A 26340-nucleotide genomic window follows, 5' to 3' on the forward strand; every position below is an offset into this window, starting at 1 on the left:
CGCCCCGTAAGGGGCGCCCCGCAAGGGGCGCGGGGAACTGCGCGACCAGCCACAGACAGCCCGCACCCGGAACGCAACCCGGAACCCCACCCCCTTCTGCCCAGCTTTTCAGCGCTCGCTCAGACTGTTCTCATGAATGCGGAGGACAGTCTTTGACATGACGGAGAACAGCTACCCCCAGCAGCAGCCGCACCCGTACCCGGCCCCTCCGGAGCACCCTCCGCACCAGCCCGTGACCACCGCCAGTGGTGTCACCGTCTGGTCCGGCGACTCCGGGAGCGGGCACGGTCATGGCGGCGGTGGCCATGCCGGGTTCACCCAGTCGGCCGCCGAGGAGCCCGCCGCGCCGCGTCCGCGCCGCACCGGTGCCCTGGTCGTCGCCTGCGCCCTGGTCGCGGCGCTGGTCGGCGGCGGGTCCGCCGCGCTGGTCGGCGGGCTGGTGCACAAGTCGGACAGCACCAGTGTGTCCACCCCGGTGCAGAACGCCTCCGCCAGGACCACCGGGGTCGCGGCCGTGGCCAAGGCCGTCAGCCCCAGCATTGTGGAGATCAAGGCGGCCACCTCCGGCGGCCAGTCCACCGGCTCCGGGGTCATCGTCACCGGCGCCGGTGAGGTGATCACCAACAACCATGTGATCGCCGGAGCGGACACCGTGCAGGTCACCCTGCATGACGGCACCGTGAAGAACGCCAAGGTGGTCGGCACCGACCCGGACAAGGACCTCGCCCTGATCAAGATCGAGGGAGCGAGCGGTCTCAAGGCGGCCACCTTCGGTGACTCCGGCAAGCTCCAGGTCGGCGACCAGGTGGTGGCCATCGGTTCCCCGGAGGGCCTCACCGGCACCGTCACCAGCGGCATAGTCTCCGCCCTCAACCGCGATGTGACCGTGGCCAAGGAAGACGGCCAGAGCCAGGACGGCCAGGGCCAGGGGCAGGGCCAGGGACGGCAGCGCGGCAGGGGCGGCTTCCCCTGGCCGTTCGAGTTCGGCGGCAACCAGTACAACGGCGACACCGGCTCGTCCAAGACCACCTACAAGGCGATCCAGACCGACGCCTCGCTCAACCCGGGCAACTCCGGTGGCGCGCTGATCAATATGAATGGCGAGATCATCGGGATCAACTCGGCCATGTACGCCCCCACCGGCGCCTCCTCCGACAGCGCGGGCAGCGTGGGGCTGGGCTTCGCCATCCCGGCCAACACCGTCAAGGCCGACCTGGCCAAGCTCCGCGCCGGCGGCAGCGGGCAGTGAGCGGCGGGCCGTCCCCGCGGCTCATGCGAGGCTGGGGACGTCCGCCGTTGCAGACCGACTCGATGAGGTAGACCGATGAGCTCCGCCGACCACGGCGATTCCAGCGCCCGCATCCTGATCGTGGACGACGAGCCCGCCGTCCGCGAGGCGCTGCGGCGCAGCCTCGCCTTCGAGGGCTACGCCACCGTACTGGCCGTGGACGGGCTGGACGCGCTGGAGAAGGCGGCGGCCCACCAGGTGGATCTGATCGTGCTGGATGTGCTGATGCCGCGGATGGACGGGCTGACCGCGGCCCGGCGGCTGCGCTCCTCCGGCGCCACCACGCCCATCCTGATGCTCACCGCCCGCGACACGGTGGGGGACCGGGTCACCGGGCTGGACGCGGGCGCCGACGACTACCTGGTCAAACCCTTTGAACTGGACGAACTGCTGGCCCGTATCCGGGCGTTGCTGCGCCGCAGCTCCTACGCGGTGGCCCCGGCCGCCGAGGAGTCCCAGGTGCTCACCTTCGCCGATCTGCGCATGGACCTCGCCACCCGGGAGGTCACCCGGGGCAGCCGCCGGGTGGAGCTGACCCGTACCGAGTTCACCCTGCTGGAACTGTTCCTGGCCCACCCCCGGCAGGTGCTCACCCGGGAGCAGATCCTCAAGACCGTATGGGGCTTCGAGTTCGAGCCCTCCTCCAACTCCCTTGATGTGTATGTGATGTATCTGCGGCGCAAGACCGAGGCGGGCGGCGAGCCGCGGCTGGTGCACACGGTGCGCGGGGTGGGTTATGTGCTCAGAGCGGACGGCTCATGATCCGCCGGTTCCGTGCCCTGCCGCTGCGCTCCCGGCTGGCGCTGCTGACCGCCTGCGCGGTGGCGGTGGCGGTGGCGGTGGCCGCGGGGGCCTGCTGGCTGGTGACCAAGCAGCAGTTGGAGGACCAGCGGGACTCCACACTCCTCAGCCAGCATGTGGACGACAAGTACGCCAGGACGCTGCTGGATTCCTGCGGCACCGGCGTCCCCGTACAGCTGACCGCTCCCAACTCCTACACCATCCAGCTGATCACGGCCGATGGCGTGGTGTGCACCGCCCCGGGCAAGTCGCCGGTGGATGTGAACGACGACGATCTGGCCGTGGCGCGCGGGGAACTGAAGAGCACCCTGCACAACGCCCGGGCCAAGGACGGCACCGAGATGCGGGTCGTCACCTCGCAGACGCGCGGCATCGCGGCATCCATCGCACAGCCGGTCAGCGGCGTGGAGAAGCCCCTGAAGGCCCTGGCCCTGGTGCTGGTGCTCACCGCCGGGGTGGGGGTGCTGGGCGCGGCGGCGGCCGGGCTCTGGGTGGCCCGCGCCGCACTGCGGCCGGTGGACCGGCTGACCGGCGCGGTGGAGCACATCGCCCGCACCGAGGATCTGGCGGTGCGCATCCCGGTGGAGGGCGAGGACGAAATCGCCCGGCTGTCGGCCTCGTTCAACGCCATGACGGCGGCGCTGGCCTCCTCCCGGGACCGCCAGCAGCAGCTGATTGCCGACGCCGGGCATGAGCTGCGCACCCCGCTGACCTCGCTGCGCACCAATATCGACCTGCTGGCGCGCAGCGAGGAGACCGGCCGGGCCATTCCGCCGGAGGACCGGCGGGAGCTGCTGGCCAGCGTCAAGGCGCAGATGGCCGAACTGGCCGGGCTGATCGGCGACTTGCAGGAGCTGTCCCGCCCGGACTCCGCCCCGGGCAGCGGCCCGGTGCAGGTGATCGGCCTGCATGAGACCGCCGAACGCGCCCTGGCGCGGGCCCGGTTGCGGGCCACCGGCCGCACCATCACCGCCGACCTGGACAAGTGGTATGTACGGGCGGAACCGGCGGCCCTGGAGCGGGCGCTGGTCAATCTGCTGGACAACGCGGTGAAGTTCTCCCCGCCGGGCGGGGAGGTGGAGGTACGGCTGGCCGGTGGCGAGCTGACCGTGCGCGACCATGGTCCGGGCATCCCGGACGATGAACTGCCCCATGTCTTCGACCGGTTCTGGCGCTCGCCCTCCGCGCGCAGCCTGCCCGGCAGCGGGCTGGGCTTGTCCATCGTGGCCCGTACCGTGCACCGGGCGGGCGGCGAGGTCACGCTGCGTCCGGCGGAGGGCGGCGGCACGGTGGCCTCGGTACGGCTGCCGGGCGCGGCGGTGGAACCGCCGCCACTGTGAGATCCGTGTGAGGGAGATGCGTGTAAGGGCATCCCGGTAAGGGACATATCCGGGTCGGGAGCACTGTCCTCCGCCCCACCCAACGGCATAGCGTGAAGGCATCCAATCCGGGAAGGTCCGTATCGGCCTCAACTCAGGGAGTGTGCCGCATGATTGTCGTCACCGGAGCCACCGGGCACATCGGCCGTCCACTGGTCGGACAGCTGCTCGCGGAGGGTGCCGAGGTACGGGCGCTCACCCGCGATCCACGGCGCGCGCAGCTGCCGGCGGGGGCCGAGGTGGTGGAGGCACAGCCGGGATCGGCGGAGCGGCTGGCCGAACTCTGCCGGGGCGCCCGGGTGTTGTATCTCAACCTCGCCGCCACCCAGGGGGCGTCCATCGCAGCGCTGGCCGCCGCGGCGGTGGAGGCCGGGGTGCGGCGGATCGTGCTCAACTCCTCCATCTCCGTGGAGCACGCCGAGACGGCCGGCATGATCGCCCGGATCCATCAGGAGGCGGAGCAGGCGGTAAGGGATTCGGGCGCTGAGTGGTGCTTTATCCGTGGCGGTATGTATGCCACCAACGCCCTGGCCTGGGCCCCGGAGATCCGGGCCACCGGGATGGTGCGCGGCGCCTACCCGGACGCGGTGGCCGCACCGGTGCACGAGGCGGACCTGGCGGCGGTGACCGCCCGCGCCCTGCTCGACGAAAAGGGCGAACACTCGGGCAAGGCCTATGCGGTGACCGGTCCGGCCAATCTGACCATGGCCCAGCAGGTGGCCGGGATAGCCCGCGCCATCGGCCGCCCCGAGGTGCACTTCCAGCAGGTCCCGGAGCGGGAGGCGGTGGCCGCCCTGACCGCCCAGGGGCTCCCCGAGCAGGTGGCCCAGACCCTGGTCGCCTTCGCCGCCCAGTCGGTCGGCACGAACCCGGCCCTCGGCGACGACATAGAACCCATCACCGGCCACCCAGCCCGGACCTTCGCCCAATGGGCAAACGACCACGCCGAAGCTTTCCGCTAAGGGCACCCCACCAGGGGGCGCCCGCCAGGGGCGCGGGGAACTGCGCGATCAACCCCCCACGGCCCGCAGCATCCCCACCCACCCCTGGTGGCTCGGCCTCCGTCCTGGGGGCCGGCAATCAGGGGCGCGGGGAACTGCGCGCCCAGCCACTCACGGCCCGCAGCATTCCCACCCACCCCTGGTGGCTCGGCCTCCGCTCCGGGGCCGACCGCCTCAGGGGCGCGGGGAACTGCGCGACCAACCACCAACAGCCCGCAGCATTCGCACCCCGCCCCCCCAAACCGCAAGGAGCCCCGGCCGACGGGCGGCAGGGGCTCCAGGCAAGGCAGGGCGAGGCCAAGGCCAGCCCAGCAAGGGCTACTTGATGACCGTGATCCGGTCACCCTTCGGCGGCGCCATCGGATGCGCCTTAGAAGAATGCGCCCCCAGGAAAGCCACAAACGCATCCAGGTCGGAAGGACCATTCAACTTGTGCTGCGCACTCTTGAACGTGGCGAACCCATCCCCGCCACCCATCAGAAACTCATTGGCCGCAACCCGGTACGTCTTCTTCGGGTCGATCGGGACACCGTCGAGCTTGACCGAGGAGGCGACAACCCGGTCCGCACCCTTCTTCGTCAGGTCCAGGGTGTACGTAAATCCCTTGCTCACCTGAAGAATCTTGGGCTCCGGGCCATTCACCGGGCCACTCACCTGCTCACGCAGGATGGACAGCAACTGCGCCCCCGTAAGGTCGGCGCTCTGCATCATGTTGTTGAACGGCTGGACCGTGTACGCCTTGCCAAAGGTCACCACACCGTCGCCCTCCTTCCCCGCCGCCTTGTAGGCGAGGTCGGAGCGGATGCCACCCTCGTTCATCAGGGCGATCTGGGCGCCACCCTTGTCCTTGGGGGCCAGCCCCTCCAGCTGGGCGTCGGCGATCACATCGCCGAGCGGCTCTTCCTCCGTGTCCGCGCCCCGGCCGTTGATATCGGCGGAGATATAGCCCACCGGACGGTCGATCTTGGAGCCGGCCAGCTTCTTCCAGTGACCGATCAGCTTGGTCATGTCCGGAGCCTTGGGCACATCGCGGCGCACCACATGGTTGACCGCGTGCGGCGCCTTGGTGGCGGTGCGCACAATGCGACCGGTGTGACGGTCGTAGGTGAGCGTGGTCTCGGTGTAGAGGCGCCCGAAGGAGGCGGCCGAGGAGACCGTGCGCGGGTGGCCCGCCGGGTCCGGGATGGTGCAGGCGTACGCCTGGTGCGTGTGGCCGGTCAGCAGAGCGTCCACCGCGGGCGTGACGTGCTTGGCGATATTGACAATCGGGCCGGAGAGGCCGCTGCCCGGGCCCGAGGCATCGCAGTTGTAGTTGTACGCGTTGGAGGCCGGCATCCCGCCCTCGTGGATCAGGGCGACGATCGACTTGACGCCCTTGCGGTTGAGCTCCTTGGCGTACTTATTGATGGTCTGGACCTCGTCACCGAACTTCAGGCCCTTGACGCCCTCGGCGGTGACCACGTCCGGGGTGCCCTTGAGGGTCACCCCGATAAAGCCGATCTTGACGCCCTTGTGCTGCCAGATCATGTACGGCTTGAGGATCGGCTTGCCGGTCTTGGCGTCGGTGACATTGGCGGCGAGATACGGGAAGTTCGCGCCGGTGAACTTCTTGCCCTTCTCCGCGCAGCCGTCCTTGGGGTGGCAGCCGCCGCGCTGCTTGCGCAGCAGTTCGGCGCGGCCCTTGTCGAACTCGTGGTTGCCGACCGAGGTGACGTCCAGCTTCAGCTTGTTGAGCGCCTCGATGGTCGGCTCGTCATGGAAGAGGGCGGAGGTCAGCGGGGAGGCGCCCACCATGTCACCGGCGGCCGCGGTGATCGAGTAGGGGTGGCCCTTACGGGCCTGGCGCAGGGCGGTGGCCAGGTACTCCATGCCGCCCGCCGGTATGGACTTCTTGGAGCCGTCCGGCTCGGCCTCGGTCACGGTACCCGAGGAGCCCTGCGGCGGCTCAAGGTTGCCGTGCAGGTCATTGAAGGAGAGCAACTGCACATCGACCGTGCGGCCATGGGCCTGGCGGGCGTCGGAGGCCGAGGCGATGGGCGCGGTGCCGGCCAGCGCCCCTGCGGTGGCGGCGAGTACGGCCGCACCTGCGGTGATGCGTCTGGCGAGGCGGCGCTCACGGGGAGGCGTCGCGGACATGAAGGTCCCCCTGCTAGGAGATCAAGGTGTTCGGGTCGGGCGCAGCTTACGTTCAACGCGCGTAGCCCGGCAGGAGGGTTGAGGTAACGGAAGGGTGACGGGTGGGGGCGGGCGGCGCCCGGGGCCCTGCGGAGGCCGGGCCGCCAAGCCGTAGGCTCGCCCCATGAGCGAGGTGCTGAATGATGTGAGCGGTCAGCGGCGGATCGAGGTGCTGGACGAGCTGTCACCGGACCAGGTGGAGCGGGTGCTGGAGCTGTTGCGGGAGGCGGCGGCCGAGGACGGCCAGCCGGCCGTCTCCGAGCAGGGCCGGCTGCAACTGCGCGGGCGCCGGGAGGGGGTGCGTCATGTGCTGGTGCATGACGCGGCCGGGGTGTTCGTCGGCTATGGACAGCTGGAGGACAGCGATCCGGTGGAGGCCCCGGCAGCGGAGCTGGTGGTGCGCCCCGCCTACCGGGGGGTGGGGCATGGACGGGCCCTGGGCAACGCCCTGTTGAAGCAGTCGGGCAAGCGGCTGCGGGTGTGGGCGCACGGCGGCCATCCGGCGGCCCGGCACCTGGCCCAGGTGCTGGGGATGACGCTCTTCCGTGAACTGCGGCAGATGCGGCGCCCGCTGGGCGATCTGGGGCTGGCGGAGCCGGTCTATCCGCCGGGGGTGACGGTGCGTACCTTCCGTCCCGGCGAGGACGACGCGGACTGGCTGGCCGCCAACGCGGCGGCCTTTGCGCACCATCCCGAGCAGGGTTCGCTCACCCAGCGCGACCTGGACGACCGCAAGGCGGAGAGCTGGTTCGACCCGGAGGGCTTCTTCCTGGCCGAGCGGGGGGGCCGGATCATCGGCTTCCACTGGACCAAGGTGCACCAGGAGGAGGGCGGCCTGGGCGAGGTCTATGTGGTGGGCGTACGGCCCGAGGCGCAGGGCGGCGGCCTGGGCAAGGCGCTGACCGCCACCGGGCTGCGTCATCTGGCGGAAAAGGGGCTGCCCACCGCGATGCTCTATGTGGACGCCGACAACAAGGCGGCGGTGCGGGTGTACGAGGGGATGGGGTTCCTGGTGCACGAGGTGGATCTGATGTACCGCACCGAGAGCTGAGCGGCTTCCCCGGTTTGACAGCACACCAGCACTGCCCGCACGCTTTCACTAGTCAAGTAGTGGAAGGGGCGGTGCGTGGTCGAGTTCCGTATCGACCGGCGCAGCGGGGTCGCCACGTACCTGCAGATCGTGCAGCAGGTCAAGCAGGCCCTGCGGCTCGGTCTGCTCGCGCCCGGGGACAAGCTGCCGACGGCCAAGGAGGTCGTCGCCGCCACGGCCATCAACCCCAATACCGTGCTCAAGGCCTACCGCGAGCTGGACCGCGAGGGTCTGGTGGAGGCCCGTCCGGGCCTGGGCACCTTTGTCCGGCGCTCGCTGGCCCGGCCCGGAGCCGGTGCCGACTCGCCACTGCGCGCCGAGCTCGCCGGGTGGCTGGCACGGGCCCGCGCGGCGGGCCTGGACCGCGAGGATGTGGCGGCGCTGGTGGCCTCGGTCCTGGAGGAGGGCTTCGGCGGGGCGGGTGAGCGGGGATGACCGAACTGACCTTTCTGCCCGGCCGGACCGCCCTGGAGGCGGTCGGCCTGGGGGTGCGCTACCGCCGCCGCTGGGCATTGCGCGACTGCTCGTTCCGGGTGCCGGCGGGGCGGGTGTGCGCCCTGGTCGGCCCCAATGGGGCCGGAAAGTCCACCCTGTTGTCGGTGGCCGCCGGGCTGCGCCGGGCGGACGCGGGCGCGCTGAGCGTCTTCGACGGACTGCCGGCGGACCCGGACAACCGCCCGAGGGTGGCCTATCTGGCCCAGGACAAGCCGCTGTACCCGCAGTTCACGGTGGCCGACACACTGCGCATGGGGCGGGAACTCAACCCGGGGCACTGGGACCAGGCCCGCGCCGAGCGGCTGATCCGCCAGGGAAACCTTTCCCTTCACGCCCGGGTGGGCTCGCTCTCCGGCGGCCAGCGCACCCGGGTCGCCCTCGCCCTGGCCTTCGGCAAACGCCCCGAACTACTGCTGCTGGACGAGCCGATGGGCGATCTCGATCCGCTGGTGCGCCATGAGATGACCGCCGCCCTGATGACCGAGGCGGCCGAGAACGCCACCACCATTGTGCTGGCCTCCCATGTGCTGGCCGAGCTGGAGGGCGTCTGCGACTATCTGCTGCTGCTCTCCGGCGGCCGGGTGCGGCTGGCGGGCGAGGTGGAGGATTTGCTGGCCACCCACTCGCTGGTCGTCGGACGGCATGAAGAGGCCGGTGAGCCAAGGGAGTTCCGGGATCACACGGTGGTCGAGTGCCGGGTCACCGGACGGCAGCTCACGGCCCTGGTCCGTACCGAAGAGGGGCCGCTCGCCGGACGGTGGGAGACCTCGGAACCGTCTCTGGAGGATCTGTTGCTGGCCTATCTGCGCTCTCCTCAGGCGCCCTCGCTGCTGACCCCCAGCGCGGAGCCGCGGCTGGGGCTGCGGAGGGCGGTATGAGCGCCGTCGCGGCAACTCCCGCCGCAGAGCGCGGTGGTGGGCCCCGGGGGCTGGCCTGGCTGGTGCTGCGCCGGCACCGGGGTGTGGTGCTGATCGCCTCGGCGGTGCTGGTGGTGGCCGTGGTGCAACTGGTCTTCCTGCGGCTGGCGATGAGCAGTGCGATCGATGGTCTGCAACTGCGTCAGGCCTGTGGCCCCAAGGGGCTGGACTGTGTGCAGACCTGGTCCGGGGCGGACCGTTTTATCGCCGGATACGGTGATGTGCTGCACTACAACGGGCTGTTGGTGGAGCTCCTCCCGGTGCTGATCGCCGCGTTCACGGCCGGGCCGCTGATCGCCGGGGAGCTGGAGAGCGGAACGTACAAGCTGGTCTGGACGCAGTCGGTGACCCCGCTGCGCTGGGTGGCGGCCAAGCTGGCACTGCCGCTGACGGCCTCGCTGGCCGGGGCCGCTCTGCTGGCGGTGGTCTATACCTGGACCTGGTCGGTGGTGCCGTCCGCGCTGCTGCCCGGCCGGCGGTGGTACGAGTCCTTCGACATGATCGGCGTGGTGCCGGTGGCCGGCGCGGTGCTGGGCACGGGGGTGGGGGCGCTGGCCGGGGTGCTGGTGCGGCGTACGGTGCCTGCCATGGCCGTGGCACTGGCCGGGTATCTGGCGGTGCGCGGGGTGGTTGCCCAGGTCCGTCCGTATCTGATCGGGCCCAGCACGGCGACTTCCGCTGAGATGCCCGGCCTGACCGGGGACGACAGCTGGCGCTTCGAGCGCGGGATGCTGGCGGACGGGGCGCGGATCGTGGAGCCGGACTGTGGGGTCGGGGTGAGCCCTGGGAAGTGCCTGGCCCAGCACCATGCGGACCGTTGGTATCTGGATTACCATCCGGCCTCGCATCTGTGGCCGCTGCAGTGGATGGAAGCCGGGGTACTGGGTGTGGTGGGGGTGCTGATGGGGTGGGCGGCGCTGCGGGTGGTACGGCGCGTGCGGGGGTGAGGGTGCGCCTGCGGGGCGCGTGGTTGCCGGGTGCGCACGCCTGGCGGTGAGGCGGCCTGCCGGGTGCGGGTCGTTTGTGGCTGGTCGCGCAGTTCCCCGCGCCCCTGGCGGGGCGTACCCGGCGGGGAATGTCGTCGGGGGGTGGGCGGCGGGATTCCCACACGCCATGTGGGCGTTACCCGTGATTCAACCGCGATTGCCAGTCTTGCCGAATGCAGCCGCTTGCCCCCCATCCCCGAGAACGCAGGCTACGCGCCGCCCCCGAGCCGCCCTCGGGCGAGCCCGGTACGGGCCGGGAGCGGCACCATGAGGGTATGAACCACAACACCAGCGCCCAGGATCATGATCATCCGCACGGCGACCGGTACGGGCGCGGGCGGCCCGCCGTGGGGTTCATGGACACCCGCCGGTCGCAGCTGGCCTGCTCCCCGGTCGTCCCCGAGCTGGAGCCCGACCTGGACGTGGACCTGGACGCCTACGCCAGCCCGGGCGCCCCGGCAAACCCCGGGGACGGTCAGGAGATCGACTTCGCGGACGGCTACGCCCAGCCCGGCCAGGACCCGGACCCGGCCACCGAGCCGCTGCCCGAGGGCCGCTTCCTGGACCGGGAGCGCAGCTGGCTGGCCTTCAATGAGCGGGTGCTGGAGCTTGCCGAGGACCCGGCCACCCCGCTGCTGGAGCGGGCCAACTTCCTGGCGATCTTCGCCGGGAACCTCGATGAGTTCTTTATGGTCCGGGTGGCCGGCCTCAAGCGGCGGATCGCCACCGGAGTGGCCACCCGCTCCGCCTCCGGGCTGCAGCCGCGCGAGGTGCTGGAGTCCATCTGGACCCGCTCCCGCGAACTGATGGCCCGTCACGCCGCCTGCTATCAGCAGGATGTCGCGCCCGAACTGGCCGAGCGGGGCATCCACTTGATCCGCTGGCAGGAGCTGACCGAGAAGGAACAGGGCCGCCTGTTCACCCTCTTCCGGCAGCAGATCTTCCCCGTCCTCACCCCGCTGGCGGTGGACCCCGCGCACCCCTTCCCGTATATCTCCGGCCTCTCCCTCAACCTGGCCGTGGTGGTGCGCAACCCGGTCAGCGGCCATGAGCATTTCGCCCGGGTGAAGGTGCCGCCGCTGCTCTCCCGCTTCCTGGAGGTCTCCCCGCAGCGCTATGTCCCGCTGGAGGACGTGATCGCCGCGCATCTGGAGGAGCTGTTCCCCGGCATGGAGGTGCTCGCCCACCATATGTTCCGGGTCACCCGCAACGAGGACCTGGAGGTGGAGGAGGACGACGCGGAGAACCTGCTCCAGGCGCTGGAGAAGGAGCTGATGCGGCGGCGCTTCGGACCGCCGGTGCGGCTGGAGGTCGAGGAGAGCATCGACCCCTATGTACTCGATCTGCTGGTGAGGGAGTTGAAGATCTCCGACGCGGAGGTCTATCCGCTGCCCGGCCCGCTGGACCTCACCGGCCTCTTCGGCATCGCCGCGCTGGACCGGCCGGAGCTGAAGTACCCCAAGTTCGTGGCCGGCACCCACCGCGACCTGGCCGAGGTGGAGTCCGCCTCGGCGCCCGACATCTTCGCCGCGCTGCGCGAACGGGATGTGCTGCTGCACCACCCGTACGACTCCTTCTCCACCTCGGTGCAGTCCTTCCTGGAACAGGCCGCCGCCGACCCCGATGTACTGGCCATCAAGCAGACCCTCTACCGCACCTCCGGCGAGGACTCGCCGATCGTGGACGCGCTGATAGACGCCGCCGAGTCCGGCAAGCAGGTGCTGGTCCTGGTGGAGATCAAGGCCCGGTTCGACGAACAGGCCAACATCAAGTGGGCCCGCAAGCTGGAGGAGGCCGGCTGCCATGTGGTCTACGGCCTGGTGGGGCTGAAGACGCACTGCAAGCTGTCGCTGGTGGTGCGCCAGGAGGGCGAGGTGCTGCGCCGCTACTCCCATGTGGGCACCGGCAACTACCACCCCAAGACGGCCCGGCTGTACGAGGACCTGGGCCTGCTCACCGCCGACCCGCAGGTGGGCGCCGACCTCTCCGACCTGTTCAACCGGCTGTCCGGCTATTCGCGCCGGGAGACCTACCGGCGGCTGCTGGTGGCGCCCCGCTCGCTGCGCGACGGACTGATCTCCCGGATCGGCCGGGAGGTGGCCAACCACCGCGAGGGACGGCCCGCCTCCATCCGTATCAAGGTCAACTCCATGGTGGACGAGAGCGTGATCGACGCCCTCTACCGGGCCTCCATGGCCGGGGTGCCGGTGGACATCTGGGTACGCGGCATCTGCGCCCTGCGGCCCGGAGTGGCCGGGCTCTCGGAGAACATCCGGGTACGCAGTGTGCTGGGCAGATTCCTGGAGCACTCCCGGGTGTTCGCCTTCGCCAACGGCGGCGAGCCCGAAGTGTGGCTGGGCAGCGCCGACATGATGCACCGCAACCTGGACCGGCGCATCGAGACGCTGGTCAAGGTCACCGATCCCACGCACCGCGCCTCGCTCAACCGGCTGCTGGAGCTGGGGATGTCCGACCGTACGGCCTCCTGGCACCTCGGCCCGGACGGCGAGTGGACCCGGCAGGCGGCCGACGCCGACGGACAACCGCTGAGGAATGTGCAGGAGATGCTCATCGATGCGCGGAGGCGCCGGCGTGGCCCAGCAATCCCATGACCCCACGGGCACGGTGACCGGAACCGTGGACACCGCCCCCGCCGCCCCCGCCGGCGAGAGCGCCGGTGAGGTGCTGGCGCGCTATCTGCACACCCAGGCCACCGAGTTCCTGCGCGGACTGCGGCTGCACGCCGACAGCGGCAATGACGCCGAGGACGCGGCGGAGGCCGCCCGGCTGCTGCGCGGTGCCATCCGGCGGATCTCCGGCGCGCTACAGGTCTGCCGACAGCTCATCGAGGAGGGCTGGGCCGAGGAGTTCGGGCTGGAACTGGCCTGGCTGGCCGAGACGGTGGGACGCGAGTACGCCTGCGCCGCCCGGCTGGCCCGGCTGCGCGGGGCGCTGCACCGGCTCTCCGGGCCCTCCGGCGAGGGCGGGCACAACGGCCTCACGATGGGCGCGGCGCGCGCCGGGGCGCTGCTGGAACGGCAGTTGACGCTGGCGCGCACCCGCGCGCACTCGGCGGCCTTGCAGGCGCTGGGGTCCGCCCGCTTCCACGCGGTGGCGGACGCGGTGGCGGTGCTCTCCACACAGCCGCCGCTGGACCCCTCCGCCCACCGGCTGCGGGCGAGCGAGGTGCTGCCCGCGCTGGCCGAGCAGGCGCACCGGCGGCTGGCCGAGGCGGTGGCGGCCCTGCCGTTGTCCGTGGCCCAACTCCCGTACAACGCCGAGGCGTTGACCCATGGCCTGGCGGCGACCACGGCCGCCGACGCACCGCCCGCCGAGGCGCGGCAGGACGCACCCTGGCACCAGGTGCGGCAGCTGGTGCGGCTGCGCCGCTATGCCCAGGAGATGCTGGACGAGCAGTGCCGCACCGAGGCCGAACCGGCGCTGTCCGTACGGCTGTTGACCGCCGGGCAGGCCCTGGACCGGCACCGGGACGCCTCCGCCGCCGCGGCCGCGGCCGCCGCGGCGGCCCGTACCCCGCGCATCGCCCCGGCCACGGCCTACGCCCTGGGGGTGCTGCACGCGGATCAGCGGCATGAGGTGGAGGCGGCCCGGTTCGCCTTCGGCCGCGCCTGGCAGCGGCTGGCGGGTACGCCATGATCCTGGCCGCCGGGTGTGTGCTGTGGCGGCGCACCACGGACGGGCTCCGCATCGCCCTGGTGCACCGCCCCAAATGGGATGACTGGTCCCACCCCAAGGGCAAGCTCAAGCGCGGCGAGTCCGCGGCGGCCTGCGCGGTGCGGGAGGTACGGGAGGAGACGGGCATGGAGTGCGTCCTGGGGGCCGCGCTGCCGACCTTGCGCTATGAGGTGGGCGGGCGGCTCAAGGAGGTGCGGTACTGGTCCGCCGAGGCGGTGGGCGGCACCTTCGTCCCCACCCGCGAGGTGGACCAGCTCGCCTGGCTGCCCCCGGCCCAGGCCCGCCACCGCCTGACCCATCCCCATGACCGCCCCTTGGTGGACGCCCTCCTGGCAGTCGCCGGCTGGTAGGCCCCGTCAGGGGCGCCCTCCAGGGGCGCGGGGAACTGCGCGAGCAGCCACCCACGGCCCGCGGCCGAACGGCAACGGCCGCGGGCAGACGCCCCACAACCGGGCGGAACCGTGCGAGCCGTCAATTAGGAGCCGCACCCGGAAATCAACGCCGAGGCGCCAGCGCCTCCCACCGCACCGTGACCTCCCCCTGCCGCCACCGGCGCACATCGTCCGCCAGCGGCCAGTCCGCGCCCAGCGCGGAGACGGTCCGTATCCAGCGCTGCCGCGCCCCCAGCGAGGCGTACGGCGCCGCCGCCGCCCAGGAGCGGTCGAAGTCGCGCAGAAACGCGTACACCGCCTCACCCGGCACATTGCGGTGGATCAACGCCTTGGGCAGCCGCTCCGCCAGATCGGACGGCATCCCGAACCCGCCCAGCCGCGCCGCGAAGGTGACCGTACGCGGCCCGCGCGGCCCCAGCGCCACCCAGACATGCCGGCGCCCTATCTCGTCGCAGGTGCCCTCGACCAGCAGCCCGCCCGGCGCCAGCCGCCCGCACAGCCGCTCCCAGACCGCGGCCACCTGGTCCTCGTCGTACTGGCGCAGCACATTGGCCGCCCGTATCAGCAGTGGCCGCCGCCCCGCAGCCAGCGGCACCTCGAAGCCGCCGTGCGCGAAGGTCAGCCCGTCCCGTTCGTAGGGCCGCGCCGCCGCCACCCGGGCCGGGTCTATCTCCACCCCGACCACCGATGCCTCGGGCCGCACCCGCCGCAGCCGTCCCAGCAGTTCCACCGCGGTCCAGGGGGCGGCGCCATAGCCCAGGTCCACCGCCACCGGGTCGGCGGACCGGCGCAGCGCGCCCTGGTGGGCGTCGGCTATCCAGCGGTCCATCCGGCGCAGCCGGTTGGGATTGGTGGTGCCGCGCGTCGCCGAGCCGATCGGTCGGTGGGTGGGGGGCACGGGCGTACGAGCGGGCATGCTGGAGAGGGTACGGCCTGCCGCGTCCCTCACCGGTGCCTTGTCACTCTCGGTAACGCATCACTCTTCGGTAACGCAGGAAATGGGAGTGGGCCTCCGCTGTGTTGCAGCGTTGTGAAGCAGGTCTACGCCCAGGCCAGGCGGACGGAGAGGACTCGAACGGTGAGCCAGTACGCGACCAGGCTCCGCGCCCGCACCACAGGCCCCTTCGCCACAGCACAGCTCCTGCGCCGCGCGACGTCCCGCAAGCCGCGCCGGATCGCCATGCTGAGCGTGCACACCTCGCCGCTGCACCAGCCCGGCACGGGCGATGCCGGCGGTATGAACGTCTATATCGTCGAGCTGGCCAGACGGCTGGCCGCCCTGGGCATCGAGGTGGAGATCTTCACCCGGGCCACCACCGGCGCCCTGCCGCCCAGCGTGGAGCTGGCCCCCGGGGTGCTGGTCCGGCATATCGACGCCGGTCCCTATGAGGGCCTGGCCAAGGAGGAGCTGCCGGCCCAGCTGTGTGCCTTCACCCATGGGGTGATGCAGGCGTGGGCCCGTCACCGGCCCGGCCACTACGACCTGGTGCACTCGCACTACTGGCTCTCCGGCCATGTGGGCTGGCTGGCCGCGGAGCGCTGGGGGGTGCCGCTGGTGCACGCCATGCACACCATGGCCAAGGTCAAGAACGCGGCGCTGGCAGCGGGCGACCGTCCCGAGCCGGCCGCCCGGGTGATCGGCGAGACCCAGATTGTGCTGGCCGCGGACCGGCTGATCGCCAACACCGAGGGCGAGGCCCGGGAACTGGTGCACCACTATGACGCGGACCCCGGCAAGGTCGCCGTGGTGCACCCCGGCGTCAACCTGGACCGGTTCCGGCCCGCCGACGGGCGGCGGGCCGCCCGGGAGCGGCTGGGCCTGCCGCAGGACGCGCTGGTGCCGCTGTTCGCCGGGCGGATCCAGCCGCTGAAGGCCCCCGATGTGCTGCTGCGCGCGGTGGCCGTACTGCTGGAGCGGCAGCCCGCGCTCCGCTCGCGGATCGTGGTGCCGGTGGTGGGCGGGCCCAGCGGCAGCGGGCTGGCCAAGCCGGAGGAGATGCAGAAGCTGGCCGCCCGGCTGGGGATCGCCGATGTGGTCCGGTTCCGTCCGCCCATGGACCAGGAGCAGCTGGCGGACTGGTACCGGGCGGCCTCGGTGCTGGTGATGCCCTCCTACAGCGAGTCCTTCGGGCTGGTGGCGGCGGAGGCCCAGGCCAGCGGCACCCCGGTGCTGGCGGCGGCGGTCGGCGGGCTGCCGGTGGCGGTGCGGGACGGGGTGAGCGGCTTCCTGATCGACGGGCACCGGCCGGCCGACTACGCCACGGTGCTGGCCCGGTTTGCCGAGGAGCCGGCGCTGGCCGAGACGATGGGGGCGGCGGCGGCCGAGCATGCCCGTTCCTTCGGCTGGGAGTCCTCGGCCGCGGCCACCGCCGAGGTGTACACCGCGGCGATCGCCGCCCGCCGGCTTCGCCTACGCTCGGGGCATGTCTGACGCCAAGGACGCCAAGACCGTCATCGAGCAAACGCTGCGTGAGGCCGCGCTGGAGTGGGAGAGCCCGGCCGACGGCTCCTATGTGGTGAAGCTGCCCGGTACCCACAAGCTGTCCACCACCGTGTCGCTGATCGTCGGGCGGCACTCGCTGTCCGTCAACGCCTTTGTGGTGCGGCGCCCGGACGAGAACCATGAGGCGGTGCACCGCTGGCTGCTGGAGCGCAACACCCGGCTGTACGGGGTGGCGTACGCGGTGGACCGGCTCGGCGACATCTATCTGGCGGGGCGGCTGCCGCTGGCGGCGGTGACGCCCGAGGAGGTGGACCGGCTGCTGGGGGTGGTGCTGGAGAACGCCGACGGGGCCTTCAACACCCTGCTGGAGATGGGCTTCGCCACCGCCATCCGCAAGGAGTACGCCTGGCGGACGGCGCGCGGCGAGTCCACCCGCAACCTGGCGGCCTTCGAGCGGCTGACCCGGGACGAGGGCTGAGGACCCGTCAGGCCGCCATCTGGGGTTCGGATTTGGTCCCGGACGCGGGGCTTCCGGCGGTGGTGACGGCGGGCACCGGCGGCAGGCCGCGCATCAGCAGCCGGTAGCCGGCCGCGGCCACGGTGCCCAGTACCGCGCACCCCGCCCACAGGGTGTCGGGCCCGAAGCGGTCGATCACGGTGCCGGCGGCCAGCGGTGAGATCAGGGTGGCCAGGGTCCAGGAGAGCGAGAACACCCCCTGGTAGCGGCCGCGTCCATGTGTGGGCGAGAGCCGGGCCACCAGCCCCATCTGGGTGGGGGAGTTGATGATCTCGCCCAGCGTCCAGACGCAGACGGTCAGCGCATAGGCGGGGAGCGAACCGGCCAGGGCGGTGAGCCCGAAGCCGTATCCGGCGAGCAACGCCGAGACCACCAGCAGCCGTTGGGGGTCGCGGTGCTCGATCAGCCGGGTCACCGGGATCTGGACGGCCACGATCAGAAAGCCGTTGACCGCCGCGACAGTGCCGTAGTCGCTGCTGGAATAGCCCTGGAGCCCCATGGTCACCGGCAGGGCGACATTGGCCTGGGTGAGGATCAGGGCGATCAGGAAGGCCAGTGCGGTCACACCCATAAAGCGGCGGTCGCGCAGTACGGTGCCCAGGCTCACCCGGGGCTCGTCGGCCCCGTCCCCGGCGGGGCGCTCCGGCCGGGACTCGCGGATCTTGAAGAAGCAGAGGGCGGCACAGGCCAGCACCATGGTGGACTCGCCGAGGAAGCCGGCCCGGTAGCTGTACTCGGCGACAAAGCCGGCCGCGGTGGCGGCCAGGGCGAATCCCAGGTTGAGCGCCCAGTAGTTGAGTGCGAAGGCCCGGATGCGGTCCTTCGGGGGCACGATGTCCGCCATGATCGCCTGCACCGCGGGGCGTCCCGCGTTGCCGGTCAGGCCCACCAGGAAGCCGGTGGCCGCGATGGCCGCCGGGTGGTGGACAAAGCCCAGGACGGCCACCGAGGCGGCGAAGGACAGCTGGGCCGTCAGCAGGGTGGGCCGCCGGCCCAGCCGGTCGGTGAGCACCCCGCCCACGATGGACGCCACCACGCCGCCCAGCCCCTGCAGGGCGGCGACCAGTCCGGCGTAGGAGGCCGAGAAGCCGCGCTCATGGGTCAGATAGAGCGCCAGGAACACCGAGACAAATGAGCCCAGCCGGTTGACCAGCGTGGACGTCCATAGCCACCAGAACTCCCGGGGGAGCCCCGCCACGCTCTCCCTCGCCGCCCGCCCGACACGCGCTATCACCGATGCCCCCCGCTGTAAGTGGTGTATCCGTGATGCGTACCTTACGGAAGCTGGCGTGTGCACGCCATTGAATTGACGATTCCGGTCAATCGGCCGGGCACGGCACCACCCGCGCGGTCGTTTAGGCTCAAAGGCATGGCCGACGCACCGTACAAGCTGATCCTCCTCCGCCACGGCGAGAGCGAGTGGAACGCCAAGAACCTGTTCACCGGCTGGGTGGACGTCAACCTCAACGAGAAGGGCGAGAAGGAGGCCGTCCGCGGCGGAGAGCTGCTCAAGGACGCCGGCCTGCTCCCCGACGTGGTCCACACCTCCCTCCAGAAGCGCGCCATCCGCACCGCGCAGCTGGCCCTGGAGGCCGCCGACCGCCACTGGATCCCGGTCCACCGCACCTGGCGGCTCAACGAGCGCCACTACGGTGCGCTGCAGGGCAAGGACAAGGCCCAGACCCTGGCCGAGTTCGGCGAGGAGCAGTTCATGCTCTGGCGCCGCTCCTATGACACCCCGCCGCCGGCCCTCGCCGACGACAGCGAGTTCTCGCAGGCCAATGACCCGCGCTACGCCACCGTCCCGCCGGAGCTGCGCCCGCGCACCGAGTGCCTCAAGGACGTCGTGGTCCGCATGCTGCCGTACTGGTACGACGGCATCGTCCCGGACCTGCTGACCGGCCGCACCGTCCTGGTCGCCGCCCACGGCAACTCGCTGCGCGCCCTGGTAAAGCACCTGGACCAGATCTCCGACGCGGACATCGCGGGCCTGAACATCCCCACCGGCATCCCGCTCTACTACGAGCTGGACGCCGACTTCCGCCCGGTCGTCCCGGGCGGCCGCTACCTGGACCCGGAGGCCGCCAAGGCGGCGATCGAGGCCGTGAAGAACCAGGGCAAGAAGAAGTAAGCGGTTTGCATCAAACCCCCTGCCCGCGGGATTCCCGCCGGGAGGGGGCTTGTTGCTGCTCGGGGCGTGCTGCTCGGCGGCCGTCTCCTACCGCTTGGCGTAGTCGCCGTAGCCTTGCCAGTCCACGATGACGCAGGGCTCGTCGCCGAGGACCCAGGCGTCATGGCCGGGCGGGCAGATCATGAGGTCTCCCGGACCGTACTCGGCCTCCTCGCCGTCATCCATGACGACCTTCATGCGGCCGGAGACGAAGTAGGCGACGTGCGCGGCCTGGCAGCTGTCGGTCCCGGCGATGGGCTTGACATGGCTGGACCACCGCCAGCCCGGCTCGAAGGTGCCACGGCCCACCGGGCCGGATGGGGAGTCGATGAGCTGGAGCCTGCCTTTTGCTTCTTCGAAGGGACGCGTTTCATCGGGGCTGTCGAAGCTCGCGCGGATGAGACCGGACATGGATGCCTCCAGGTGTTCGGAGGGCTGGGCACTCTTCTGCTCCACCGCCCACCGTAGCTCGGAAGGCCGGGCCCGACGCCGAAGGAAAAGGCCCCCTGCCGGTGGTTCCGGCAGGGGGCCTTTTTGTGAGAGACGTGAGTGATGAGATGCGCTGTGTTCAGCCGCGGGCGTTCAGCCGCAGCCGCCGCCGCACTGGCAGGGGCCGCCGCTCTGGCAGCCGCAACTGCAACCGGGTCCGCACTGACAGCCGCTCATTCGGTACCTCCTCGACAGGTGGTCCTTCTCTGCACAGTCAAAAGGCACCGCGGGTCGAGCGTCAATGCCTCGTGCATACATATGTACGGGGGCGCGGAGGGCGCACGGGAGCATTCGACGGTGTTATGGCGCCTCGTTGGCGCTGGGCTGCTGGAGGTCGTCCGCGTGCTCTCCGGTCACCAGGTAGACCACCCGCTTGGCCACCGAGACCGCGTGGTCGGCGAAGCGCTCGTAGTAGCGGCCCAGCAGGGTGACATCCACCGCCGTCTCGATGCCGTGCTGCCAGCGGTCGTCCATCAGGTGCTGGAAGAGGGTGCGGTGCAGCAGGTCCATGGCGTCGTCGTCCTGCTCCAGCTGGAGCGCCAGGTCCACATCCTTGGTGATCAGGACCTCGCCGGCCTTGGCCATCAGCCGCTGGGCGAGCTGGCCCATCTCCAGCACCGTGGAGTGCAGATCGCGCGGCACCGCGCGCTCCGGGAAGCGCAGCCGGGCCAGCTTGGCCACATGCTGGGCCAGATCGCCGGAGCGCTCCAGGTCGGCGCTCATCCGCAGGGAGGTCACCACGATGCGCAGATCGGTGGCGACCGGCTGCTGCCGGGCCAGCAGGGCGATGGCCCGGGCCTCCAGGTCGTGCTGGAGGTCGTCCACCCGGGCATCGGCGGCGATCACCGACTCCGCCAGCTTCAGGTCCGCGTCGAGGATCGCCGTGGTGGCGCGCCCGATCGCGGAGCCGACCAGCCGCGCCATCTCGACCAGGCCGTCGCCGATCGAATCCAGTTCCTCGTGGTACGCGTCCCGCATTGCCCTACCTTCTCCCGCACTCCCGCACTCGTGCTTGACACCAGCTGTGGCCGGGAGAGTGCTCGGGGCCCGTCCACGGTTCCACGGTCCGGCTCCAACGCGACGGGTACCGGCATCCGGAGTGAACCGGCACCGACGTCAAGGTGAACTCTCGGCAACGGGTGTTCGAGAGGCCACCCATTTGGCTGTGGAGGTGTCCTTGCCCCCGCATAACCTGGATCCCATGAACGTGAATGCGGCGGTCGCCGCGGCGGCGGCTCTCGCCGGGGTCTGCACCGGTGTGATCGCCATGCTGGCGTTCCGCTGGAGCGAGCGGGACCAGGCACGTCCCACCCGCAGCTCCCTGCACACCGACGCGGTGCTGCCCCCCGGTGTGGACACCGTGCTCTCCGTGCTGCGTTCCTCCGCCGTGGTCCTGGACGAGGCGGACACCGTGGTCAAGGCCAGCTCGGCCGCATACGCCCTGGGGCTGGTGCGCGGCGGCAAGCTGGCCGTGGAGCCGATGCTCCAGATGGCCCGCGACACCCGCCGGGACGGCGAGATACGCCAGGTCGAGCTGGACCTGCCCCGGCGCGGCACCGGCCGGGGCGACGCGCTGGCGGTCTCCGCCCGGGTCGCCCCGCTGGGCTCGCGCCTGGTCCTGCTGCTGGTGGAGGACCTCACCGAGGCCCGCCGTATCGAGGCCGTCCGCCGGGACTTCGTCGCCAATGTCAGCCATGAGCTCAAGACCCCGGTCGGCGCCCTGTCCCTGCTCTCCGAGGCGGTGATGGACGCCGCCGACGACCCCGAGGCGGTCAACCGTTTCGCCGGCCGGATGCAGATCGAGGCCACCCGGCTCACCAATCTGGTCCAGGAGCTGATCGACCTCTCCCGGGTGCAGAACGACGACCCGCTGGAGGACGCCGAACCGGTCCGGGTGGACGAGCTGGTCGCCGAGGCCGTGGACCGCTGCCGCCACCAGGCCGGCACCAAGCAGATCACCATGGCCTCCGGAGGCGCCGCCGGGCTGACGGTCTGGGGCAACCGCAGCCAGCTGGCCGCCGCCCTGGGCAACCTGGTGGAGAACGCCGTCAACTACAGTCCCGCCCGTACCCGGGTGGGCATAGCCGCCCGCCGGGTGGCCGCCCCCGGCGGCGATCTGATCGAGATCGCCGTCACCGACCAGGGCATCGGCATCTCGGAGAAGGACCGGGAGCGGATCTTCGAACGGTTCTACCGGGTCGATCCGGCCCGCTCCCGGGCCACCGGAGGCACCGGCCTGGGCCTGTCCATCGTCAAACACGTGGTGGCCTCGCACGGCGGCGAGGTCACCGTCTGGAGCGCCGAAGGCCAGGGCTCCACCTTCACCCTGCGGCTCCCCGAAGCGGGCGCCGGCCGGGACCGCCGCCGCGACGGCGACCGCTTGGCCGTCGGGGAAACCCTGTGATCCGCCCGATCCGCCGCAGAACCCAGTGACCCCCCACGTACCACCAGACCCGACCGGAGGTCATCCCGTGACCCGAGTGCTCGTCGTAGAGGACGAGGAATCCTTCAGCGACGCGTTGTCCTACATGCTCCGCAAGGAGGGCTTCGAGGTCGCCATCGCGACCACCGGCCCCGAGGGCCTGGACGAGTTCGAGCGCAACGGCGCCGACCTGGTACTGCTCGACCTGATGCTGCCGGGACTGCCGGGCACCGAGGTCTGCCGCCAGCTGCGCGTCCGCTCCAATGTGCCCGTCATCATGGTCACCGCCAAGGACAGCGAGATCGACAAGGTGGTCGGCCTGGAGATAGGAGCCGACGACTACGTCACCAAGCCCTTCTCCTCCCGCGAACTGGTCGCCCGCATCCGCGCCGTGCTGCGCCGCCGGGGCGAGCCCGAGGAGGTCACCCCGGCCGCGCTGGAGGCCGGCCCGGTCCGGATGGATGTGGACCGCCATGTGGTCACCGTGGCCGGCGGCAAGATCGACCTGCCGCTCAAGGAGTTCGACCTGCTGGAGATGCTGCTGCGCAACGCGGGCCGGGTGCTCACCCGGATGCAGCTGATCGACCGCGTCTGGGGCGCCGACTACGTCGGTGACACCAAGACGCTGGACGTCCATGTCAAGCGGCTGCGCGCCAAGATCGAGCCGGACCCGGGCGCGCCGCGCTACCTGGTCACCGTGCGCGGCCTCGGCTACAAGTTCGAGCCCTGAGCCGCGGCGGCCGGAAGAACGGGCGAGGGCCCGGAAGCGATCCGCTTCCGGGCCCTCGGCCTTGTGCTCAGTGCGCGGCCTGCGCCGACTCCGTCGGAGCCGGGCTGTTCTTGCCCTGGGCGGCGCCGGAGGGCTTGGCCGGGGCCGAGCCGCCGGGCTTGGCCGAGGGGGAGGCCGGCTTGCCGGACGGGGTGGCGGCGGGAGCGGAGGCCGGGGCGGAGGGCGCCCCGGCGGGGCCCCACTCCTTGAAGTAGCTCTTGGCCGGGTAGACGAAAGCGCTGATGCGCACATCGCCGGTGTTCTGGAAGGAGAAGCTCAGCTGCGCCTGCTGCCCGTCCTTGAGCCCCCCACGGTCCGACAGCACCGCGGAGGCGTTGCCCTTGCCGCCCAGCAGCACCGAGCCATGCGCCGGAACCACGACCGGACCGGAACCCTTGGCGGGGCTGAGCTTGACCGCGGTGCCCTGGCCGACCACCGTGACCGCCTTCAGCTGCTGGTCCGAGCTGCCGCTGTTGAACACCTGGCCGGTGATCACGGCCGGGCCGGCGGCCATGTCCGGCTGGGTGACCACGGTCATGTTCTGCAGCTTGATGTCGCCGACCGAGGTGGCGGCGTTGTCCGGCTTGACCTGGAGGGTCTGCGCCGAGTTCCCCGCCCCGCAGGCGGAGAGCGTGGCGATCGAGAGCACGAGGGCGGTGGCGGCGAGAGCGCCGCGTCGAAGGCTGCTGCTCACGGCGGCGGCATCTCCTTGGACGAAGTCGAAGTAAGGGGTGTGTCAGCGCGCTTAGGTTACCGAGCCGTCGAAGGGCCGCCGCACCCGACCCGCCCCTGAACCGATCACCCGCCCTCCGCCGTCCGTACGGCCGGAATTCATCGCTCACACCGGCCGCCGTCGAGAAGAAGACCGGGAAGCGGGCGGCGGACATGCGAACAGCGCACGGGCGGATTTCCGGAACGGGAAAGTGAAGGGCCGCCGGAACGATTCTTGGAATTGATCAGCCGTCCCTTGATCAATTCTGTAATCCATCCCGAGAACGCCCCGGCGACTCGAACGGAGTACCGGAAGTGCCCCGACCGGACCCCGGCAAAACGGGACGTTCCCTCGCCCCCCGGCCCGCTCCGATGCGTGTAACGTGCCCGTTTCGCCCGGCCCGGACAACCGCTCCGACCTGCGAATACCCGCTTCCGGAAGCCTGCCGCAGCACGGGACGGCCGCTGTTGTCAAGCCCCGAGATATGCCCTGACCTGCGGAAACGCCATTCAGAACGGGCACTTCCCGTGTTAGACTGGATAGCCACGGAAGGGGTACCTGTCACATGACGTTCAAGGTTGGCGACACCGTGGTCTATCCCCATCACGGGGCCGCGCTGATCGAGGCCATCGAAACTCGCCAGATCAAAGGCGTGGACAAGACCTACTTGGTGCTGAAGGTCGCCCAGGGTGACCTGACGGTTCGGGTGCCGGCGGACAATGCGGAGTTCGTCGGCGTTCGCGATGTGGTCGGCCAGGACGGGCTCGACCGGGTCTTCGAAGTGCTCCGCGCGCCCTACGCGGAAGAGCCGACGAACTGGTCCCGTCGCTACAAGGCAAACCTCGAGAAGCTCGCGTCCGGTGACGTGATCAAGGTCGCCGAGGTCGTGCGTGACCTCTGGCGCCGCGAGCGCGAGCGCGGTCTCTCCGCGGGCGAGAAGCGCATGCTCGCCAAGGCGCGCCAGATCCTGGTGAGCGAGCTGGCGCTCGCCGAGAACACCAACGAAGACAAGGCCGAGGCCCTGCTCGACGAGGTCCTCGCGTCCTGACGCACCGGTGCCGGACGGCCTGACGTCTGGACACTCGACGTAGAAGTGCCGCGGTGCCCGCGCAATGACCGAAAAGTCATTGGACGGGCGCTGCGGCATCTCTGCTCAACAAGCGGTATTCCGGGCCGGGCAGCGGGACCAGTCGTCACGGAAGGGGCTGGTCCGAGGAACGCCCGGCACTTTGAGGCAATACCCAACCCGGCCGAGGAAGCAAACCTGAACGCCATCGCCATGTCTGATCGAGTCGAGACTTCCCCCGCCCGTACCGCGGCGGTCATCCCGGCGGCCGGCCGCGGGGTCCGGCTGGGCCCGGGCACTCCCAAGGCACTGCGCGCCCTGAGCGGCACCCCCATGCTGGTGCACGCGGTACGCGCCATGGCGGCCTCCCGCGCCGTCTCGCTGGTGGTGGTGGTCGCCCCACCGGACGGCACCGCGGAGGTGCGCAGCCTGCTGGACGAGTTCCCCCCGGCCGGGGACCGCACCGAGGTGCTGGTGGTCCCCGGCGGTGAGACCCGGCAGCAGTCGGTGCGGCTGGGCCTGAAGGCCGTGCCCGACGACTACGGCACTGTGCTGGTGCACGACGCCGCCCGGCCGCTGGTGCCGGTGGACACCGTGGACGCGGTGGTGGCCGCGGTCCGTGAGGGCGCGCCCGCGGTGGTGCCCGCGCTGCCGCTGGCCGACACCGTCAAGCAGGTGCAGCCGGCGGACGGCCCGGAGCCGGTGGTGGGCACCCCGGACCGGGCGGTGCTGCGCGCCGTGCAGACCCCGCAGGGCTTTGACCGCCACACCCTGCTCCAGGCGCATGAGCGCTATGCCCACACCGCCCTGGAGGGCGAGGGCGCCACCGACTGCGCCGGGCTGGTGGAGCGGATGGGCGTCCCGGTGGTGGTGGTGCGCGGCCATGAGGAGGCGTTCAAGGTGACCCGGCCGCTGGACCTGGTGCTGGCCGAGGCCGTGCTCGCCCGCCGGAGGGCCAACGATGGCTTCTGAGACCTCGCCGCCCGCCCTGCCGCCCGTACTGCCCCTGGTCGGCATCGGTACCGATGTGCACGCCTTCGAGGAGGGCCGTGAGCTGTGGTGCGCGGGCCTGCGCTGGCCGGACGCCGGTGACGGTCTGGCCGGGCACTCCGACGGCGATGTGGCCGCGCACGCCGCCTGTGACGCGCTGTTCTCCGCCGCCGGCCTGGGCGATCTGGGCGCCCACTTCGGCACCGACCGCCCCGAGTGGTCCGGTGCCTCCGGGGTGACCCTGCTGGCCGAGGCGGCCCGGATCGTAAGGGCGGCCGGGTTCGGCATCGGCAATGTGGCGATCCAGGTGATCGGTGTACGCCCCAAGATCGGCAAGCGGCGCGCGGAGGCGCAGCGGGCGCTGTCCGAGGCGGTGGGCGCCCCCGTGTCCGTCTCCGGCACCACCACCGACGGCCTGGGCCTGACCGGCCGGGCGGAGGGGCTGGCGGCGGTGGCCACCGCCCTGGTCTACCGCGACGGCGCCACCGGCTGATCCTCTGCGGTCACCGTCCCGTGGCATACGGTGACCGTGAACCGACGTG

General features: G+C 71.3%; 25 protein-coding genes. 19 read left to right on the top strand and 6 right to left on the bottom strand.

The features are described from left to right. Nucleotides 1-157 precede the first annotated feature (157 nt). From CV755_RS25990 to CV755_RS26005, 4 genes are all read left to right on the top strand, one after another. The gene (locus tag CV755_RS25990; protein ID WP_109282689.1) at nt 158-1249 is read left to right on the top strand and encodes a S1C family serine protease; all 1092 of its coding nucleotides are present in this window, start codon (nt 158-160) and stop codon (nt 1247-1249) included. Nucleotides 1250-1324: 75 nt separating this feature from the next. Further along, a complete protein-coding gene (locus tag CV755_RS25995) occupies nt 1325-2050 on the top strand; it encodes a response regulator transcription factor (RefSeq protein WP_109282690.1) in 726 nt (241 codons plus the stop codon). Continuing rightward, on the top strand, nt 2047-3429 hold the full coding sequence (locus tag CV755_RS26000) for a sensor histidine kinase (protein ID WP_109282691.1): 1383 nt from the start codon (nt 2047-2049) through the stop codon (nt 3427-3429). Before CV755_RS25995 ends, CV755_RS26000 begins: the two co-directional genes overlap by 4 nt. Nucleotides 3430-3578: 149 nt before the next feature. Next, a complete protein-coding gene (locus CV755_RS26005) occupies nt 3579-4430 on the top strand; it encodes an NmrA family NAD(P)-binding protein (RefSeq protein WP_109282692.1) in 852 nt (283 codons plus the stop codon). 357 nt (nt 4431-4787) lie between these two features. Here the strand turns inward: CV755_RS26005 and CV755_RS26010 are convergent, their stop codons facing one another. Next, complete coding sequence (locus tag CV755_RS26010; protein ID WP_109282693.1) at nt 4788-6605, bottom strand: bifunctional metallophosphatase/5'-nucleotidase; 1818 nt, start codon at nt 6603-6605, stop codon at nt 4788-4790. 163 nt (nt 6606-6768) lie between these two features. Between CV755_RS26010 and mshD the strand changes: the two genes are divergently transcribed. The 7 genes from mshD (at nt 6769) to CV755_RS26045 (ending at nt 14178) form a co-directional block, all read left to right on the top strand. Further along, nucleotides 6769-7695, top strand: coding sequence for a mycothiol synthase (mshD, locus tag CV755_RS26015; RefSeq protein WP_109282694.1), 927 nt, complete (start codon nt 6769-6771; stop codon nt 7693-7695). Nucleotides 7696-7770: 75 nt separating this feature from the next. Then, the gene (locus CV755_RS26020; RefSeq protein WP_109282695.1) at nt 7771-8169 is read left to right on the top strand and encodes a GntR family transcriptional regulator; all 399 of its coding nucleotides are present in this window, start codon (nt 7771-7773) and stop codon (nt 8167-8169) included. After that, nucleotides 8166-9107: an ABC transporter ATP-binding protein gene (locus CV755_RS26025; protein ID WP_109282696.1), complete on the top strand. Its 942-nt coding sequence runs from the start codon at nt 8166-8168 to the stop codon at nt 9105-9107. The genes CV755_RS26020 and CV755_RS26025 overlap by 4 nt, the downstream gene beginning before the upstream one ends. Then, the gene (locus CV755_RS34355; protein ID WP_153068753.1) at nt 9104-10093 is read left to right on the top strand and encodes an ABC-2 transporter permease; all 990 of its coding nucleotides are present in this window, start codon (nt 9104-9106) and stop codon (nt 10091-10093) included. Before CV755_RS26025 ends, CV755_RS34355 begins: the two co-directional genes overlap by 4 nt. Before the next feature lie 395 nt (nt 10094-10488). Beyond that, entirely contained in the window at nt 10489-12744 is a 2256-nt protein-coding gene (locus tag CV755_RS26035) for an RNA degradosome polyphosphate kinase (RefSeq protein ID WP_241561475.1), read from the top strand. After that, entirely contained in the window at nt 12725-13789 is a 1065-nt protein-coding gene (locus CV755_RS26040) for a CHAD domain-containing protein (protein ID WP_241561394.1), read from the top strand. The genes CV755_RS26035 and CV755_RS26040 overlap by 20 nt, the downstream gene beginning before the upstream one ends. Next, the gene (locus CV755_RS26045) at nt 13786-14178 is read left to right on the top strand and encodes an NUDIX hydrolase (RefSeq protein ID WP_109282699.1); all 393 of its coding nucleotides are present in this window, start codon (nt 13786-13788) and stop codon (nt 14176-14178) included. The genes CV755_RS26040 and CV755_RS26045 overlap by 4 nt, the downstream gene beginning before the upstream one ends. A 145-nt stretch (nt 14179-14323) precedes the next feature. On the opposite strand, the gene CV755_RS26050 is transcribed toward CV755_RS26045, so the two are convergent. After that, nucleotides 14324-15136: a class I SAM-dependent methyltransferase gene (locus CV755_RS26050; protein ID WP_109282700.1), complete on the bottom strand. Its 813-nt coding sequence runs from the start codon at nt 15134-15136 to the stop codon at nt 14324-14326. 162 nt (nt 15137-15298) lie between these two features. Here CV755_RS26050 and mshA point away from each other — a divergent pair, with 162 nt between their 5' ends. Next, nucleotides 15299-16651: a D-inositol-3-phosphate glycosyltransferase gene (mshA, locus tag CV755_RS26055; RefSeq protein WP_193553479.1), complete on the top strand. Its 1353-nt coding sequence runs from the start codon at nt 15299-15301 to the stop codon at nt 16649-16651. Next, the gene (locus CV755_RS26060; RefSeq protein WP_109282702.1) at nt 16644-17141 is read left to right on the top strand and encodes a type III secretion system chaperone family protein; all 498 of its coding nucleotides are present in this window, start codon (nt 16644-16646) and stop codon (nt 17139-17141) included. The genes mshA and CV755_RS26060 overlap by 8 nt, the downstream gene beginning before the upstream one ends. Nucleotides 17142-17148: 7 nt before the next feature. On the opposite strand, the gene CV755_RS26065 is transcribed toward CV755_RS26060, so the two are convergent. Next, complete coding sequence (locus tag CV755_RS26065) at nt 17149-18378, bottom strand: MDR family MFS transporter (protein WP_241561395.1); 1230 nt, start codon at nt 18376-18378, stop codon at nt 17149-17151. 171 nt (nt 18379-18549) lie between these two features. On the opposite strand from CV755_RS26065, the gene CV755_RS26070 reads away from it, so the two are divergent. Beyond that, nucleotides 18550-19311, top strand: a complete 762-nt coding sequence (locus tag CV755_RS26070) for a phosphoglyceromutase (protein ID WP_109282704.1) — start codon at nt 18550-18552, stop codon at nt 19309-19311. Nucleotides 19312-19398: 87 nt separating this feature from the next. Here CV755_RS26070 and CV755_RS26075 read toward each other — a convergent pair whose 3' ends face one another. Together CV755_RS26075 and phoU are read right to left on the bottom strand one after the other, a co-directional pair. Beyond that, a complete protein-coding gene (locus CV755_RS26075) occupies nt 19399-19761 on the bottom strand; it encodes a cupin domain-containing protein (RefSeq protein WP_109282705.1) in 363 nt (120 codons plus the stop codon). A 378-nt stretch (nt 19762-20139) separates the two neighbouring features. After that, the gene (gene phoU / locus CV755_RS26080) at nt 20140-20817 is read right to left on the bottom strand and encodes a phosphate signaling complex protein PhoU (protein WP_109282706.1); all 678 of its coding nucleotides are present in this window, start codon (nt 20815-20817) and stop codon (nt 20140-20142) included. A gap of 223 nt (nt 20818-21040) precedes the next feature. Between phoU and phoR the strand changes: the two genes are divergently transcribed. Further along, on the top strand, nt 21041-22243 hold the full coding sequence (phoR, locus tag CV755_RS26085) for a two-component system sensor histidine kinase PhoR (RefSeq protein WP_109282707.1): 1203 nt from the start codon (nt 21041-21043) through the stop codon (nt 22241-22243). A gap of 76 nt (nt 22244-22319) precedes the next feature. Further along, on the top strand, nt 22320-22991 hold the full coding sequence (gene phoP / locus CV755_RS26090) for a two-component system response regulator PhoP (protein ID WP_479681643.1): 672 nt from the start codon (nt 22320-22322) through the stop codon (nt 22989-22991). A gap of 67 nt (nt 22992-23058) precedes the next feature. Here phoP and CV755_RS26095 read toward each other — a convergent pair whose 3' ends face one another. After that, complete coding sequence (locus CV755_RS26095; protein ID WP_109282709.1) at nt 23059-23724, bottom strand: DUF461 domain-containing protein; 666 nt, start codon at nt 23722-23724, stop codon at nt 23059-23061. A gap of 583 nt (nt 23725-24307) precedes the next feature. On the opposite strand from CV755_RS26095, the gene CV755_RS26105 reads away from it, so the two are divergent. The 3 genes from CV755_RS26105 (at nt 24308) to ispF (ending at nt 26291) form a co-directional block, all read left to right on the top strand. Further along, nucleotides 24308-24790 carry a CarD family transcriptional regulator gene (locus CV755_RS26105; protein WP_003953493.1) on the top strand — a complete coding sequence of 161 codons (483 nt, stop codon included), beginning with the start codon at nt 24308-24310 and terminating at the stop codon, nt 24788-24790. Nucleotides 24791-25021: 231 nt separating this feature from the next. Further along, nucleotides 25022-25780, top strand: a complete 759-nt coding sequence (gene ispD, locus CV755_RS26110) for a 2-C-methyl-D-erythritol 4-phosphate cytidylyltransferase (protein ID WP_109282710.1) — start codon at nt 25022-25024, stop codon at nt 25778-25780. Further along, nucleotides 25770-26291, top strand: coding sequence for a 2-C-methyl-D-erythritol 2,4-cyclodiphosphate synthase (gene ispF / locus CV755_RS26115; RefSeq protein WP_109282711.1), 522 nt, complete (start codon nt 25770-25772; stop codon nt 26289-26291). Before ispD ends, ispF begins: the two co-directional genes overlap by 11 nt. Nucleotides 26292-26340 lie beyond the last annotated feature (49 nt).

The organism is Streptomyces orinoci, assembly GCF_003121295.1.
GTDB classification, from domain to species: Bacteria; Actinomycetota; Actinomycetes; order Streptomycetales; family Streptomycetaceae; genus Streptomyces; species Streptomyces orinoci.